Source organism: Rhodococcus sp. Ni2, from assembly GCF_021352185.1.
GTDB lineage: Bacteria > Actinomycetota > Actinomycetes > Mycobacteriales > Mycobacteriaceae > Rhodococcus_F > Rhodococcus_F qingshengii.
Genome location: NZ_WOXZ01000001.1, coordinates 411378 through 427666 on the forward strand (window position 1 = coordinate 411378; position 16289 = coordinate 427666).

The 16289-nt window shown below is 61.5% G+C and carries 12 protein-coding genes; 1 reads left to right on the forward strand and 11 read right to left on the reverse strand.

The genetic code is table 11. From position 1 onward, the window contains the following. Positions 1-12: 12 nt before the first annotated feature. Together GN300_RS01890 and GN300_RS01895 are read right to left on the reverse strand one after the other, a co-directional pair. Positions 13-1776 carry a hypothetical protein gene (locus GN300_RS01890; RefSeq protein ID WP_156511783.1) on the reverse strand — a complete coding sequence of 588 codons (1764 nt, stop codon included), beginning with the start codon at positions 1774-1776 and terminating at the stop codon, positions 13-15. Between the two features lie 92 nt (positions 1777-1868). Further along, on the reverse strand, positions 1869-2648 hold the full coding sequence (locus GN300_RS01895; protein ID WP_075833977.1) for a hypothetical protein: 780 nt from the start codon (positions 2646-2648) through the stop codon (positions 1869-1871). A 53-nt stretch (positions 2649-2701) separates the two neighbouring features. On the opposite strand from GN300_RS01895, the gene GN300_RS01900 reads away from it, so the two are divergent. Then, the gene (locus GN300_RS01900; protein WP_020970286.1) at positions 2702-3223 is read left to right on the forward strand and encodes a YdcF family protein; all 522 of its coding nucleotides are present in this window, start codon (positions 2702-2704) and stop codon (positions 3221-3223) included. A 60-nt stretch (positions 3224-3283) separates the two neighbouring features. Here GN300_RS01900 and GN300_RS01905 read toward each other — a convergent pair whose 3' ends face one another. From GN300_RS01905 to GN300_RS01945, 9 genes are all read right to left on the reverse strand, one after another. Next, positions 3284-4765 carry a sugar transferase gene (locus GN300_RS01905; protein WP_054826093.1) on the reverse strand — a complete coding sequence of 494 codons (1482 nt, stop codon included), beginning with the start codon at positions 4763-4765 and terminating at the stop codon, positions 3284-3286. Positions 4766-5084: 319 nt separating this feature from the next. Continuing rightward, positions 5085-5921: a MazG family protein gene (locus GN300_RS01910; RefSeq protein WP_047270346.1), complete on the reverse strand. Its 837-nt coding sequence runs from the start codon at positions 5919-5921 to the stop codon at positions 5085-5087. A gap of 7 nt (positions 5922-5928) precedes the next feature. Next, positions 5929-9555, reverse strand: coding sequence for a transcription-repair coupling factor (gene mfd, locus GN300_RS01915; RefSeq protein ID WP_003946285.1), 3627 nt, complete (start codon positions 9553-9555; stop codon positions 5929-5931). Between the two features lie 128 nt (positions 9556-9683). Continuing rightward, positions 9684-12269, reverse strand: coding sequence for a hypothetical protein (locus GN300_RS01920; RefSeq protein ID WP_063316796.1), 2586 nt, complete (start codon positions 12267-12269; stop codon positions 9684-9686). A gap of 2 nt (positions 12270-12271) precedes the next feature. Next, positions 12272-13258: a DUF1839 family protein gene (locus GN300_RS01925; protein WP_003946304.1), complete on the reverse strand. Its 987-nt coding sequence runs from the start codon at positions 13256-13258 to the stop codon at positions 12272-12274. After that, positions 13258-14214: an amino acid--[acyl-carrier-protein] ligase gene (locus GN300_RS01930; RefSeq protein ID WP_063316795.1), complete on the reverse strand. Its 957-nt coding sequence runs from the start codon at positions 14212-14214 to the stop codon at positions 13258-13260. Before GN300_RS01930 ends, GN300_RS01925 begins: the two co-directional genes overlap by 1 nt. Beyond that, positions 14211-15401: an acyl-CoA dehydrogenase family protein gene (locus tag GN300_RS01935; protein ID WP_003946288.1), complete on the reverse strand. Its 1191-nt coding sequence runs from the start codon at positions 15399-15401 to the stop codon at positions 14211-14213. The genes GN300_RS01930 and GN300_RS01935 overlap by 4 nt, the downstream gene beginning before the upstream one ends. Then, positions 15398-15640 (reverse strand): acyl carrier protein, encoded by a 243-nt coding sequence (locus GN300_RS01940; RefSeq protein WP_003946296.1) that lies wholly within the window; start codon positions 15638-15640, stop codon positions 15398-15400. Before GN300_RS01940 ends, GN300_RS01935 begins: the two co-directional genes overlap by 4 nt. Next, positions 15633-16079 carry a holo-ACP synthase gene (locus GN300_RS01945; protein ID WP_003946314.1) on the reverse strand — a complete coding sequence of 149 codons (447 nt, stop codon included), beginning with the start codon at positions 16077-16079 and terminating at the stop codon, positions 15633-15635. Before GN300_RS01945 ends, GN300_RS01940 begins: the two co-directional genes overlap by 8 nt. Positions 16080-16289: the final 210 nt, after the last annotated feature.

Consider the following 16289-nt stretch of genomic DNA (forward strand, 5'->3'; position numbering starts at 1 on the left):
AAGCCCGGTCCTTCAGGATTCCGACTGTCCGTCTGCTGAATCCGAACGTATAAGGCTCACGCGAGTTCTTTGCCTCCTCTTTCGAATTTCCGCTATATCTTTGGAGGTCAGCATAATTCGTTCGGTCGAGGCTTCGGAGTCGATGCCGTCGGCTTCCCCGGACGCCTTGACACCAGTTGCATCATTGCTGGTCGACTCCGCTCCGGAAATCTCCACTGCGGACGCCTCGACTCCGGCGCCCTCGACATCAACAGCCTGCACGATCTGCGGCTCTTCGAGCTCGACCCCTGCGCTCGGCTTGGGCATAGCCTTCGGCAGGTTCTTCTTCGCAATACTGACCGTTTTCGCATCCACCAGGCTGGCGCGATCCCTCCTCGAATCCAGGGCGGAAGTATCCATTCCGTACGGCACGGCAACGGAAGGCTCGTTCAGCCGCGGCGCACCGGACTTCACCCAGGCGCTGTCGGACGGGGCCTGTGAGTTCGTGGCCGAGTTGGTCGGCTCGGCCGCCAGTTTCACTGAACTTGCGGGCCTGCGTCTGCGACGCAGCACCGCGAGGGTAAGTACGTCGAGGAGAGGCTCGGGAGCAGACGGACCCACGAGTACCAGTGTTCGCGCAACATCGACTTCGGCCAAAGCCCTGAGGCATTCGACGATCTCCCGTTGGTTGGCGTGCTGTGCGGAGACAACAACCAGGGCAAACCCGGTTCCATTGGAGTCAAATCGGCGCCACCAGTCCGACTTCAGCGAATATCGGGAGACCCCGGATCGCACGTGCGCAGGAACATCCCATGATGTGGAGAGGACGCCGTCACCCGAAAGCACCAGGACATGATCACCGAGACTTGCACGCTGGCATATCGTCAGCGCGAGGTTCGGCGGAAACTCAGCGGCTTCGGAGTGCTGCAGGAGTAGTGAGGCTCCGTATTTCCGGGCCGTTCGACGTGCCCACGCGTCGGTCACTCGCGAACTGAATCGACCCCGGTAGGCAGAGAGGATTTCGGCAGCGAGAATGAGGACCACCAAGAACGCAACCGCCGACTCGACGAGTGGCTTCGGCGCAACCGGCAGACCCGTTCCCGCGGGGGCGGAAAGCAACTGCAGTCGGTCGGAACCGGATACGGTCGATCTCAACTGGCGCAACTGCTCCAGCCTCGCGTCGAGATCCGCCTTGATAGTCGGATCGTCGGCGGGTGTCTCGTATTCGTCCAAGCTTTCTCGCCGCGCTGCGTCCAAGTCCCCGTTCAATCGAGCGATGTCGTCGGTGAGAACTCGGGTACGACGATCCAGCGTGTCTGCATTGCGTCGCGCCTGCGCGTCGCTCAAGGTGGCGACGACTATTCGTGCCAGCGCGTCCGCGTCAGCCTGACTGAAGGCAGTCGCCTTGACGAATACCAATGCCGGAGAAGTACCGGGCGTCACCGAGATGTGGCTTGAGACATCCGCTGTCGTCCACCCGTTATTCAACTGGTCGTGGATGGCGGCAACCACATCGCTATCGGTGGCCAGTGCGACATAGGGGGCAACCAACTGGCCGAGGTTCGCGTCCGTCACGACGATCTGAGAGGCAGACTGAACCTCCGCGACGATGTCGGATTGATACACCGGTGTCGCGCTTCCCCGCACAGCGTAGACAATCCCACCGACGAGCAATGCGATGACAAGAGCGGGGAAGAACACTCTTGCAAGGTTTCGTGCATGCCTCACCAGGTCGAAAGTGGGCGGAACGCCGAGTTCGCGACGTATCGCCGCATCCCTGGTACTCGAATCTGCCATCTTGAGTACCCCCGATTGGATCGCGCGTTGAAGCGTAGCTGAAAGAAACCAAAAGTTTGCCGAACGCACACAAACATACCTGACGGCTGATGTCAGCTACCAAGTAGCCATCGCGGTCGCGACCACATTTGCCAGTACTCGACGATTTCGGCTCCGCTCGCGTCGTACAGAGCATTGCCGGCAGCGCTGGCGAGACCACACACGGCGCCGTCGCCGACAGCCTCGAATGCGGCTGCCGACACTTGCCGAAGGACCCGTAACCCATGTCCGCGCCGCTGTCCTTGCGCCCTGGTTCCGGCCGCCCACACAGTGCTGATGGGCTTACCGAACGACAGCATCGCTGCGGTCTGCAGCGTGTCGAGTTCGAACAGGCCGACGACTGAACGCTCACTTGGTCGGTCGGGGGCCGCCTCCTGATACACCAGAGTCGCAGATTCGCGATCGATACCGAAAACATCCTCCGCAAGTTGTCGTGCTGAACGCAGGTCGCCATCTTCCAGGATCCGCACCGCGGCATCCGGCGCTGACGGAGAATTCGGTAGCGCGCGCAGCGAACTCGAACCGACGCACACCCACCCTGCATCCGCGAGGACGGTCGCGGCATCCAGACCCGCCCCGGCGAGCATGACAACGGTGCGCAGTCGCTCTGCGAGCACTCGTTCCACAACGGCGACCGTGTTTTTCCGCACATCACCCCCATGGACCAATGCAAGGTTGTAGCTGGGATCGGGTGCACCCGTGAGAGCGATCCACCAACCGTCGTCGGCGAGATACACACCGGTCTCAGGTACGAGTCCAGACATGTTCTGCCCATAGGCATCCCGTAAGGCGGTCAACCCCGCCACCGTCCGAAGTGGTTGCGATCCGGTCATCGTCGTCTCCTGGGTCCAGGTATTGTGGGGCCATCAAACAGATCAAATCGGCCTTGAAGATTGCGGGCATACCTCTATCACTCCTCGCCCTTGGTGCGGCAGCGGGTTGGCCCGTCTTCGTCTCACCCAAGATCGATGCACCACGAAGTGCTGACGCTATCGTTGTCCTCGGCGGAGCACACGACGGACGCGAGGAGGTCGGAATCCAACTGATGAAAGACGGTTACGCACCACGCCTGATCTTCTCGAATCCTTACGGCGACAACGACAAGAAGATGCGGTCGATCTGCGAGGGTACGTTCGACTTCCCTGTCGACTGTTTCGTCCCGTCACCGTCCACCACCGAGGGCGAGGGGTTCGAAATCGAGAGAATGGCTAATGCCAACGGATGGAAGACTGTCATCGTCGTGACGTTCGTTCCTCATATCTCGCGGGCGCGGCACATCATTTCGCAGTGTTATCAAGGAGAACTGGTCATGGTCGCAAGCCGTCCGGAACTCTCGATCGGGACGTGGGCATTCAACTACGTTTACCAAACTGCCGGCTACGTCAAGAATCTGTTCTCGCATTGTTGAGCTCGACAGCTGACAGGTTGGTGCCCGGCGCGGATATCCGCGCCGGCACCAACCGCGTAGTCAGTACGCTCCGTCGCTTTTCGCGACCGCTGAGACGGTACGAGTAATGATCGAAAGATTTTGCAGGATAGACCAATTCTCCACGTAGGAAGAGTCCAGTCGAACAGATTCTTCCCACGAGAGATCACTGCGACCACTTACCTGCCAGAGACCGGTGATGCCAGGCTTGACCAGCAGGCGCCGGGCAACCTCGTCGTCGTACATCTCGACCTCGCGACGCAATGGCGGCCGTGGGCCGACAACGCTCATCTCTCCGCGAATGACGTTGAAGAACTGCGGTAGCTCGTCGATACTCAATCGACGAAGGATCTTGCCGACGGACGTGATTCGTGGATCCTCACGCATCTTGAACAACACACCTCCGGCGCCTTCGTTGTCCCCCATCAGATCGACAACCTGCTGATCGGCGCCTTCCACCATGGTACGAAACTTGAACATGGGGAACGGTTTCCCGTTGAGGCCGATGCGTTCCGCCTTGTAGAACACCGGGCCTTTGGACGTGAACTTGACTGCAGCGGCAGCGGCGAGCATGACCGGCGCCACGAGGAGGATCATCAGCATCGAGAACACCGCGTCGAACACAGCGGGCGCAAGCCGGTTCGCGCCCTGGTAGCGCGGCCGCGCAACGTGAATCAACGGGAGTCCCGCCGCAGGGCGAAACATCAAGCGAGCCTTCGACACATCGGCCACGACCGGTGAAACCACCATGTCGACGCCCTCGGCTTCGAGGTCCCACATCAGTTTGCGAATGCCCACCTGTCCGAGGTCTTCGGTCCCGGTTACGATGACGGTGTCTGCGCCACTTGCGCGCATCGCCTCGACTACCTCGAACTCGTTGCCCATTACCGGGACTGCTGCTCCGTCGACAACGATGTGATCGTCCAACGCGGTCGCCCGACGCGGAATGCACGCTCCCACAACGTCGTAGCCTGCCGAGGATTCCCGCACGAAGGCACGCGTAGTAGCAACGACGGACGCATGTCCACCGACCAACAGCACCGAGTTACGGCAATCCCCGATCGCACGCTTCTTTCGAATGTCGCGTCGCCAGAGGTAGCGTCCGAGAAGCAGCGCAGCGAGTCCGACGGGCAGTGCGATCATGAGGTAGCTTCGCGCAATTCCCACGCCCAGAATGATCCCGGCCAATGCGCCTACTCCGAAGACCTGGCCGGTAGCGAGCAGTACCTTCTCGTACTCGTCACTGCCCTCGCCCAGCATCGCCTGATGACGGCTACGCCCCCGTGCGAGGGCGATCATCCACAGTCCGCCCAACGCTGCAGACGCGATCACTTTAAGTGGTGTCAGCCACTCGATGGGATGCGGCCACATACTGCCGATCTGAGCGAGTGCGATCACGAACAGGACCGTGATCGAATCGCTCACTGCGATCCGCTTCCGGTATGCCCGGCGCCAGTCTGTTCCGACATGAGCGGAATCCTGCGATACCGCCGACCGGCTCTCCACCTCAGCATGAACGCTCATTTGCCATCAGTCTTTCTTGTCATACGAACGGCGTCAGCGGATCGAACGGCTTGGGGGATCGCTGATCGGTAGCCACCGCGAGCGTCCAGGTACGGCAACACCCCGCCGGTTGCCGTACCTCGCTGCTCGCAGTGCAGAAATGAACCGTCATCGGACCCCCCTACATAACCGCCGATCAAAGGCCAATTCATGCAAGAAAACGACCCAGTGTTGCTCATTTCGTACGTAAACATACCTTAGGTTTGTTTCAACTGCACTCACCAAGCCCAAGCTATTTTCCGATTGCCAGGTGATTACCGGGCAATTACGTCAAAGTGGGCTAATCCTCCACGTCTTCGAGACGTCTTCCCTCACGAATCCGAATGTCGGCGATCAGCATGTCCAGGGCGCCCAGGAGTGCAGTGTCGGCGCGTCGGCACTGCTCGATCAGAGCTTCCAGATCAGCTTCATCGGCGCTTTCGATCACACCAGCTTTGGCGGCCCTGCTCAGTACTTTTTCGGCGAGGAGCAACGGCGGCTGCGACCGAGCGATGCCGTCCATGGATGACGCGCGAGCCTTCTCGGCAGCCTTCAAAGCGTCCCACGCCCGCTCTTGCTCAGCGATGTCGACCGCCCCGGAACTGACCAGGTGCGGGCTGCGGTGCACGAGTTTCGCGATCAATGCACCGGCCACGTCGTCCAATTCGAAAACACCGTGTGCTTGAGCGATCCGCGAGTGGAACAACACCTGAAGCAACAGGTCTCCGAGTTCCTCCCGAAGATCGCTCTCGTCGTCGCTTCGAATCGCGTCGAGTACCTCGTAGGTCTCCTCGACGAGGTAAACGGAGAGGCTCTCGTGCGTCTGGGTCGACTCCCAACCGCCGCGATTCCACAACCGGTTCATGATCGACGCCGCTTCCACAAGCCGATCGCCGTGAATGGGTTCGGCGCGAATCATCTTTACACCAGCGGCAGACAACGCCTCGGTCTTCGGCTCGGCGGTGTCCATCATCACAGTCACCGCGGCGCCGGGTGTCGTGGCCGGCAGTGCGCCGCGTACCGAGTCGGGAACGTCCGGGTCGATATCGATCGCGCCGGACAAGAACGGGAGCGCCTCCAGCGGAAAGACATGCGGCCGCAAAGGATCGAGCAGTACGACGACGGGCGATTCGTTCACCGTGTGCTCACGCCTCGACCAGGACGGCACCGGCGGCGCGCCCGTCAATCGCCAGGATGAAGTCCGCGATGTATTGAAGTAGTTCGACGTCCCGCAGGCGATCCGAGCCGACTCCGCCGGTGCGAGGCAGCGGGAGTTGCACGAGCCCGGTCGTTGCCCGGTACTGCGCGCTCGGATAGATCCTCTTGAGCCTGATCTGTTTGGAATCGGGCAGTGACATAGGCGAGATCTTGAGCTGAGTTCCGGTGACGGCGACTTCCTCCAGTTGATACTCGCGGCAGAGCAGTCGAAGCTTGGCCACCGAGATCAGCCGTCGAACCTCTTCGGGCAGTGGGCCGTAGCGATCGACCAGTTCTTCGACCACGGCAGCGATGCCGTCGGAATCAGTTGCCGCAGCAAGCTTGCGGTACCCCTCCAACCTGAGCCTGTCACTGGTGACGTAGTCGGGCGGGATGTGCGCGTCCACCGGTAGGTCGATCCGGACTTCCTTCGTGCCCTCGTCCATGGTGATCGGTTTGCCGTCGGCTGCAGCCCGGAAGGCTTCGACCGCCTCACCGACCAGCCTGACGTACAGATCGAACCCGACCCCCGCGACGTGGCCGGACTGCTCTGCGCCCAGAACGTTTCCGGCTCCACGGATTTCGAGGTCCTTCATCGCGACGGCCATACCCGCGCCGAGGTCCGAATTCTGCGAAATCGTTGCCAGTCGGTCGTATGCCGTTTCCGTCAAAGGCTTTTCGGCCGGGTACAGGAAATAGGCGTATCCACGTTCACGACTACGCCCGACGCGTCCGCGAAGCTGATGCAACTGCGAGAGGCCCAGCGAATCCGCGCGTTCGACGATCAGTGTGTTCGCGTTCGAGATGTCCAGACCGGTTTCGATGATCGTGGTACAGACCAACACGTCGAAGTCGCGTTCCCAGAATCCTTGCACAGTCTTTTCGAGAGTGTCCTCGTTCATCTGACCGTGCGCGACGACGACGCGAGCCTCCGGGACGAGTTCGCGGATCTTCTTGGCTGCCTTGTCGATCGAGCTGACACGGTTGTGAACGTAGAAGACCTGACCGTCGCGCAGAAGTTCACGCCGGATGGCCGCGGCAACCTGCTTGTCCGCATACGCGCCGACGTACGTGAGGATAGGATGACGTTCTTCCGGCGGTGTGAGGATCGTGGACATTTCACGGATCCCGGCCATGCTCATCTCGAGAGTACGAGGAATCGGGGTAGCCGACATCGTCAGGACGTCGACGTGGGTGCGTAGCGCCTTGATGTGTTCCTTGTGCTCGACTCCGAATCGCTGTTCCTCGTCGACGATCACAAGCCCGAGGTCCTTCCAGCGAATACCGGTCTGCAGCAACCTGTGAGTACCGACGACGATGTCGATCTCACCTTCCGCCATGCCGGCGATGATTTCCTTCGAGTCCTTGGCGTCGGTGAACCGGGACAGCCCTCGCACCTTCACCGGGAACGACGCCATTCGTTCGGTGAAGGTCTGAAGATGTTGCTGTGCAAGCAGAGTCGTCGGCACCAGCACCGCCACTTGCTTGCCGTCCTGCACTGCCTTGAACGCGGCGCGGACGGCGATCTCCGTCTTGCCGTACCCGACGTCACCGATGACCACCCGGTCCATCGGAACCGGCTTCTCCATGTCGGCCTTGACCTCACTGATAACGGTCAACTGGTCGATCGTCTCGGTGAACGCGAATGCGTCTTCGAGTTCCTTCTGCCACGGTGTGTCCGGGCCGAACGCATGCCCGGGAGCAGCCTGACGCGCTGCGTAGAGCTGAACCAGCTCGCCCGCGATCTCACGAACTGCCTTGCGGGCCTTACGCTTTGTGTTTGCCCAGTCGGATCCACCGAGCTTGCTCAGCGCCGGCAACTCCCCACCGACGTATCGGGAGAGTTGATCGAGCGATTCCATCGGGACGAACAGACGATCGCCCGGATGACCGCGCTTGCTCGGCGCGTATTCGATGACCAGGTATTCACGACGCGCCCCACCGATGGTGCGTTCGACCATTTCGACGAACCGGCCGATACCGTGCTGATCATGCACGACCATGTCCCCTGCCGACAGCGCGAGGGGATCAACCTGATTGCGGCGCTTGGCCGGCAAGCGCTTTCCGTCGCCGACCGCGGCAACGCGGTTGCCGGTCAGATCGGACTCGGTGACGATCACCATCCCAGGCGTCGAGTCGTCGCCGGCGAGTACCAGTCCGTCGTGCAGTGATCCGCGGAGTACCGCGACCTGTCCACGGGCGGGGGTAGCGCCGGCATCGAGCATCTTGGCGGGCACTTCGGCTTCACCGAGTCGCTCCACGACGCGGCTTGCGGTTCCGGCACCTGCCACCACGATCGCCGCGCGACCGCCCGTGCTCACGTGCGCCCGAAGGCTGACGAACAGCTCGGCCAACAGGTCGTCGGAACCGCGCACCTGCGGTGCCGCATGCACCGGGAGTTCGAGTTCTTCACCGTTTCCCGACGCCAGCGGGCTGACTGTCCACCAGGGTCTGCCGGCAGCTTCGGCAGATTCGCGAACATGACGAAGCGACCGGTACGCGGAGGCACCGAGATCGACTCCTCCGCCGTTGAGGATCGACGTGTCGAGGGGTGCAGCGCCGCCGATCGACGCCGCCGTCCACGATGCTTCCAAGAATTCCTGGCCGGTGCGCACCAGGTCGGTGGCGCGGGTGCGCACCTTTTCCGGATCACACAGAAGAATGTGCGCCCCTTCGGGAAGTACATCGGAAAGTAGTTGCAGTTCACCGGGTTTGAGAACCGGAAGCAGAGCTTCCATCCCCTCGACGGGGATACCTGCCGAGATCTTGTCCAGCATCTCGACCAACGACGCGTCAGCCTGGTTCTCAGCAGCGAGTGCCGCAGCTCGATCACGAACATCAGCTGTCAGAATCAGTTCACGACACGGCGGCGCGATCACGGAATCGACGTCGACGTCCGCTAGCGAACGCTGATCGGCAACTGAGAAGTACCGAAGCTCGGATACCTCGTCACCCCAGAATTCGATACGGACCGGATGATCCGCCGTGGGCGAGAACAAGTCGAGAATGCCACCACGGACCGCGAACTCACCACGCTTTCCCACCATGTCGACCCGGCTGTACGCCATCTCAACCAGACGAACCAGAACGGAATCGAAATCGATCTCGGTGCCGACGCGCAACGTGATCGGTTCTATCTCGCCCAGGCCTGGCGCCATCGGCTGAACGAGGGAGCGCACCGTGGTGACGATCACCCGAAGAGGCGATCCGTACGAGGCGTCGTCTGGCCTGGCGAGTCTGCGCAGTACCTCCACCCGTCGCCCAACGGTATCCGCGCTCGGCGACAGTCGCTCGTGCGGCAATGTTTCCCACGACGGAAACTGCGCCACTCCTCCACCGAGCATCTCGGTGAGTTCCGAAGTCAGATCGTCGGCTTCACGACCGGTGGCTGTCACCAGCAGCACCGGCGTGCGAGCGGCGAGTGCAGCGGCGATGAACGGCCGAGCCGGCTTCGGAGCCACGATGTCCAAGGCGGCCGATCCGATGGATTCGATCACCGGAGTGAACGCGGCATCTGCGAGGGCGACCTCGGCGAGTCCAGCGAGCGCAGTCTGGGCAGAGGACAAGGAAGTCAACGAACGCGCTCCTGAACAGTGATGACGGGTTGCGGACGCACAGCCCGAGCGCAATATCCCCACCGAGGCAGAGTTGTGCGCCGGTTCGATTCTATCGGTGTGCGATCTCGCAGCGCAGTCCGATCCGTTCAGTTTCCCGTAGCACTCGTCTTCTTCGACGTCCGCTTGGACGGCGAGGATTGTGTGACCGGAGTGATCGGCGGCGCCACGGCCGCACTCACATGCGAGTTGAGCGCCCGAACGCGACCGATCACTTTCGTCGCCTGACCGGTTCTCCGTAGGCGTACAGTCCTGCGACCGTTCGGCGCGAGGTGGAACCAGGAGTCTTCGGGCTCGAAGCCCTGCAGTTCGAGGGCAACGTATTGGGCTGAAGCATCCGTCGAGACGTCGACTACCCACTCCGAGTCACCGACGTTGCGCGCTGTGGCAACAAGTCCGACCGATCGCTCGCGAGGCCGCGCCGGACCACCCAGGAGGTGGACCACTTCGTCCACCATCTCGCCGTCTTCGTCTTCGAGTGTGACGGTGACGGCGTCGTATGTCCGCGCCCCGAACCGAAAGACGTGAGTGAGGTCGGTGAAACGGCCGACAAGGCTGTTCACGGACCAGGTCAGACTTGAATGCGCTTCCACCTTGACCGGTAGCGCGACGTCGACCGGGACGACACCTGACCGACTGTGCGCTCGAAACCTGATCTCGCCGACGACAGGTTCGGCGGTCTCGTTGATCGCGTCGAGCCTCAATCCGTCCATACCGTCGTCCGTGGCGAGGAGCGCAATCGGTTTGGCGCTCCTACGGAGCACGAACCACGGAGCTTTGGGGCTGCCGCTCCAATCGAGGACCCCCCATCCCGGTCCGGGCTCCAGGTCTCGCAGTGCGAGTGTCAAGGCGCCGTCGCACCGAGAGTCCGGGCGACGCCAGTATCCGAGCGTCGATGCGAACGCCTCACATACAGCTGCTCGCCCCAGGTCGAGATAGCGTTCCGGGTCGGACCACCGGACTTCACGAGCGTCTTCGCCGAAAAGCGCGTAGACGTAGTGGTCCCGAACATCCTCGAAATCCCACGACGATCCGTTGTCCCGAGGCACCGCGGCTTTCCATGCCGGGTGGTGCCCCGCGACGGCGAGTGAACCGAATTCGTTCTCGATCACGGCATTCGACGGTGGAATCGAAAATGCCAATGATTCGGTCGCAAAACGTACTCGCGCGCTGAGCACGTCGGCCAGGGGACGACGATAGGCACCCACCCCGAAGTAGTGAGCGACCCCGCTTCCGACATGCGTTGCCAATTGCTCGCCCCCGCGAGGCGCCGAGGGGGACGACGTCACGTACTCGAGTTCGGGTGCCACCGTCGAGATCAACTCCGGCAGTCTCGAATGAATGAGCGGGATGTGCTGATCGACCAAGCCCAGCATGGTCGGCTGCTGTTCGGTCTCGCTGCCGCCGCAGAAGACTGCCAGAGCGGGATTTCCGCGCACTCTGTGCAAGAACTCGGTGACCTCGGAGGCAACGAGTTCGAAGAATTCGTCGGTGTCGGGCGGATCGAGCGTCGCCAACATCATGTCCTGCCACACGAGAATGCCCAGACGCGCGCATTCCTCCCAGAAGTGGTCGCTCTCGTAGACCATCGTCCCCGGGATTCGAATCATGTTCAGGCCCGCCTCTGCCAGGCGTTCCAAGACACGAGTGGTGCCGGCGTCGCCTTGAAGCGAGATCGGGTCGGTCGGCACCCACACCGAACCACGGCAGTACACCCGGATGCCGTTGACATACAAACGGAATCCACCATCGGATCTGTCGACCTCCACCGTCCGGAAGCCAACTGAACCGAGATGCTCGGAGACTCCGAGCGCTTCCATCGTCACCCGATAAGTGCGCGGGGTGCCATGAGTGTGCGGCCACCACAACTGCGCGTCCGGCACTTCGACGACGCCGGACACCTCGAGAAATCCATCCGGTCCGGCGGATACAGCCAATTGCCGCGAGTGATCGCCGACACGCACGGTCACGTACTCCAGCGAGGCCGGCAATCCGGTGAGCCGAGCACTGACGGCAACGCGACCGGTTGTGCCGTCAACACTCGCATGCTTGACAGCAGAGACTACGGTGGCAATCCCCTTGTCCAACAAGCGGATACCCCGCCACGGACCCACCGGTACCGGTACACCACTGAACACGGGAGCCATACCGAGCATCGTGGTTCGGATCCACCGAAGGCCCTGTTCACGGACCATCGACGAGCGCCAACGTCCTCGAGGACGCCTCGATCTCAAAATCGCGGAGAGAGAATGAAAATGAACAGCCACCTGGACACGTTTACCAGCGCCGACTCCGGCCGGAATGCTCACTTCCCCAGGTGCGAACATGGATTCAGTGGACGCGACACGGACACCGCCGATCCAGACATCCGCAAACGCCGTCATACCGTCGAACTGGAGCAGCCACGACCCCTCACCGGTCGTGGCCACGGTAGTCACGAACCACCAGTCCGATGATGAAACAGACGATTCTGAAACAGACGACGACGAAACGGACTTCGTGCGTCCGGCGTCCGTCTGCTCCGCACGTAACGCACCGACGACTGTTCCAGGCACGGACGCTGCGACCCACTCGGTCACGGCTTCGAGGGCATCCGGGTCGGATATGGATCCGGGTTCGGTTGCAGCGCATCGCCATATCGCGCCGGCCAGCAGGTCTGCTGACGAACGAGGCACTGTTAGACCAACCTCAAGTGTCGATGCGAGTCGACGCCGACTGTGTCGGCAACGATTTCCATCGCCCTCTTCCACGACACGGCCATCTCGTCGAGTTGCTCACGCGGGTCCACCGCGCGGCCCCTGGAGGCACGCGCCATCTGAAACTGCACGCTCTTGGCACCGGATGCCACTTTGCGGAAATCTGGCGCGGCTTCGCCTGTCCCGGAGAAACCTGCAGTGTCCAAGAACTCGCTGGCGTCGGCAGCCAGCTCCGCGCTGGCCCCGCACTGACGAAGTAGCCCGAAGGACCAGAGGTGAAAGGCATCCATACCCGCCCCCTGCACCCATTCGAGGTCGTCGATCACCTTGCGTCCCAGCTCTCGCACGGGATTACCCACCGCTCGAACCGCTACATTCCGCCGAGCCACTTCGGCGATGTTTCCGGCGTTGGTCGCGTGAACCGGATTCAACCTGATCTGTTCGACGTAGGGCACGAACGAAGGAAGTGAGGAACGATCGAGATCGAAGACGCCGGAGAAATCGTCGCCTCGCAGCAAGTAGTACCCGCTGTTGTGAAAGTACTCGAGCTCGCCGGCAACGCGATCGATCCGATTGGGCACGATCGTGGTCTTGGTGTGCCCCTCGTGATAGCTCGTTCCAAGAGTATCGGGAAGCCAGTATCCGTCCACTTCAACCGTCGACAGCATCCCAACCGCGAGGTTGTCCTCGACATGGATCAGCGGTGCCCGCCAGACGTTCATCTCGGCGACTTCGATTCCGTACAGCGCGTAGATGTCCTCGGCCTTGAGCTTGAGGAACGTCCACTGAGTCCCGTCGAACCGCGATGAGAAGGCACATGCCAATGCCGGGACGGGGTCCAATCCAAGCGAATGCAACACTTCGATCCACAGATCCGTGTAGCAGTTGGTCTGCGCCCACACGCGGTCGTCCTGATGCAACGAATGGGGCCGGTAGCGATCAGGTGAAATGTCGATGAGCCGTGACATCAGATGCCCATTCGTTCACGAACGGAGGTTGGCCATGCAGCCACGTCAAGACCATGAGTCCGCAACAAGGACAACGCGATTCGCTCCATCCCGAAGCCGACGCACGAGCTGTGTGCCACCTCCCCCTCCGCCGTTCGGATGTCGAAGTTGACACCGAAATGGTCGAGATGGTTGTTCGAGGACACGATCGCCGTGCCCTCGTCGAGATCTCCGTAGAGCCGAACCGTCAGTTCCGTCTTGAGATTCTCTTCACGCTGGTTGGCTGCAAGCATCTTTCCGGCGCGCCCGAAGAAAGGATCATTGGCGATCACCGGGGTAGCGTCGAGTTCGAGCCGGCCGAGCACCTCGAGCCCCCGCTCGATCCAGTGCTCGCGATGCGCTCGCGCTGCCGCGGCGTCACCGATCGTCACGAACTCGTGCATCCGAAACGCCTGCATGCGAGCCGGATCGATCGCCGGTTCGTGCCGGAAGCAAAAACCGTAGATGTCCAGCAGCACTCCGCCTTCGGGGAGAACTCCGGTGTACCGCGCATAGGCAGGATGGCACGCTGCGGACACGAGCATGGTCTCGGTCGGCTCGAGGTGGCGGTCCCACGATTGTCCCTCGGCGCGATCGGCCAGCAGTCGCGCGTGATCGCGATTGGAACCGGCGAAGGTGTTGATGGCGCCGGTGAGGTTGGGAAACGAAGCGATGTAGTCGGTGCGCTCGAAACTGCTCCGCGGGAACACCGGCGGGAACCGCAGCCGAGTCGCGGCGTCGCCTGGCCCCGCTGCAATCACCACTCGGTCGATACCGTCGACGATGTCCTCGAACACGCCGGAACGCCCGTAGAGTCCCGGCACCTCCGTCTCGACGAGAAGTCCTTCGACGAGCAGTTCACGTTGAAATGCAGCCCGGGCCCGATCCAGATCGGTCTCGCCTGTCACAGTCTCGATCGTCACATTCTCGGTCGTCACAGCGTTCCCCGGTATCCGATAGCCATGTGCGCTGAACCTGCCATGATTCGATCGTTGTTCACCATCACCGCTGCGCCGTGCGCGTCACGAAGGTGCCGACCGAGCGAAAATTCGGTGTCCTCGCGATATCCCGAGATTCCACAGATCAACATTGTCTGCCCCACGATTTCCACCACCGCTGTCGACGCTGTGACTTTCAGGTTGTTCATCGCGAGCGAAAATCCCACCGCTCCCGTCGCCTCGAAATCGGCAACGCCTTCCTCCGCGTGGACTGCGCGGTCGTACCTGCGCGCAGAGGCACCGACGAGATCGGCGAATTGTTGTGCCGAAGCGGCAACTTCGGCGAGCCGCAGCGCTCCGGGGGAAGTGACCCCGGGCTGCTTGCGGGCGGCGGCACGCACGTACTTGCGCGCCTTCTCGACTGCAGCGTCGGCAATTCCCAACCACACCGAACTCCAGACTACGTGCGAGACCGGAAGCATCGTGTGGGTGGAGATATCGGAATACGGTACGCCGGCGACCATCTCCGGCGTCGAGGTGGCCCGAAGGATGTAACCGAGACTGCAAGTTCCCCTCAGCCCCAGCGTGTTCCACTCGGTGGTGCGTTCGAGCGTCAGGTCTGGGGTACGACACACCACGAGAACCTGATCGTTCGGCTGACTCTCCGGTGTTCGCCGAGCCGTCACGACTATCGCGTCGGAGTGTTCACCGTACGAAATGACAGGCGCGTTCTTGATCAACAGCAGGTGACCGCCCAAGTCTTCCACCGCGCAGTAACTCCGGCTGACGTCACCACCGATTCCCAGCTCAGTGGTTGCCGATGCCAACAGCAATTGCTTGTCGACCGTTTCTTCGACAAACTCGCGTAGTGCTTCGGTGTTGCCGTGCTTGACCAACGAGTATATCTGCGTCTGATGCATCGCGAAAATCATTCCGCTTGCTGCACAGCGCGTTCCGATCACACGGGCGATCTGCGACACTTCCTGCAGCGAGAGCCCTTCGCCGCCTAGTTCCCTCGGCACAGCTACGGACAGCAGCCGTTCGCTTCGCATGGCGTCGACAGCTTCACGCGGAAACCTTGCTTCTGCATCGACTTCGTCGGCCCACACCGCTGCAACTTCGTCGGCCAACCGTGCGGCCCGCTCGAGGGCCGTTCCGGTGGAGCACTGCGATTGCGGAGCGTTCATGCAGCACCCAACTCCGTCAACGCACCCTCGATCGCCTTGACGCTTGCGAAAGTACTCTTCCGCAACAACTCGTCAGGGAACTCGATGTCGAACGAATCCTCCAGCGCCAACATGACATTCACGCTCGCGTGCGACGTCAAACCCAACTCGTAAAGATCGGCCTCTCCGTCGATCGTGCTCACGTCGACTGCCAGCCGACCGTGCTCGACGAGCACTTTCCGAATTGCCTGATCAATCATCAGCGATGTCGTCCTTCTTTTCGATGCGAGCGCCCGAGCGTGTTGCGATCACCATTGCGATGGCCACGTCCGCTTCGTGCGAGATAGATACTTGAAAATCGTGCAGATCCTGGGCCCGCGCGAGTTCCGCGGCATTACCGGACAGTGTCACCCCACAGCCACCCCACTCGGCCCGAGTGATTTCGATGGAACTCCACGGAACGGGAACGTCACCAGGCCGCAGTACCTTCACCACAGCCTCTTTGGCGGCGAAACGTGCAGCCAATCGTTGATCCCGCGCCGGCCCGGCGCACGTCTGCAATTCGTGCGGGGTGAAGGTCCGATCGAGATACCTCCGCCCGAAGAGTTCGATACTTCGAGTGACATCCACGACGTTCACTACGTCACAGCCGATCCGCGGGCCGATGTCGAGCATCGGCGTCGGCGCAGTGTCACCCATCTGTTGACTCCCCATCTGGGGTCGTACACGCCGGGCAGCCCCCTATGCTGCCCGGTGCGCCGACGCCGTCACCCTGCCCTGACAAACCTTCATTCTCAGCAATTCTTCAGCTACCGATAGAACATACCGCAATCCGAAGATTGACGGCAAGATCGGACTTCCAGATTCCCATCAACACTATAAACATACTCTTAGTTTGTTTCGAATGCA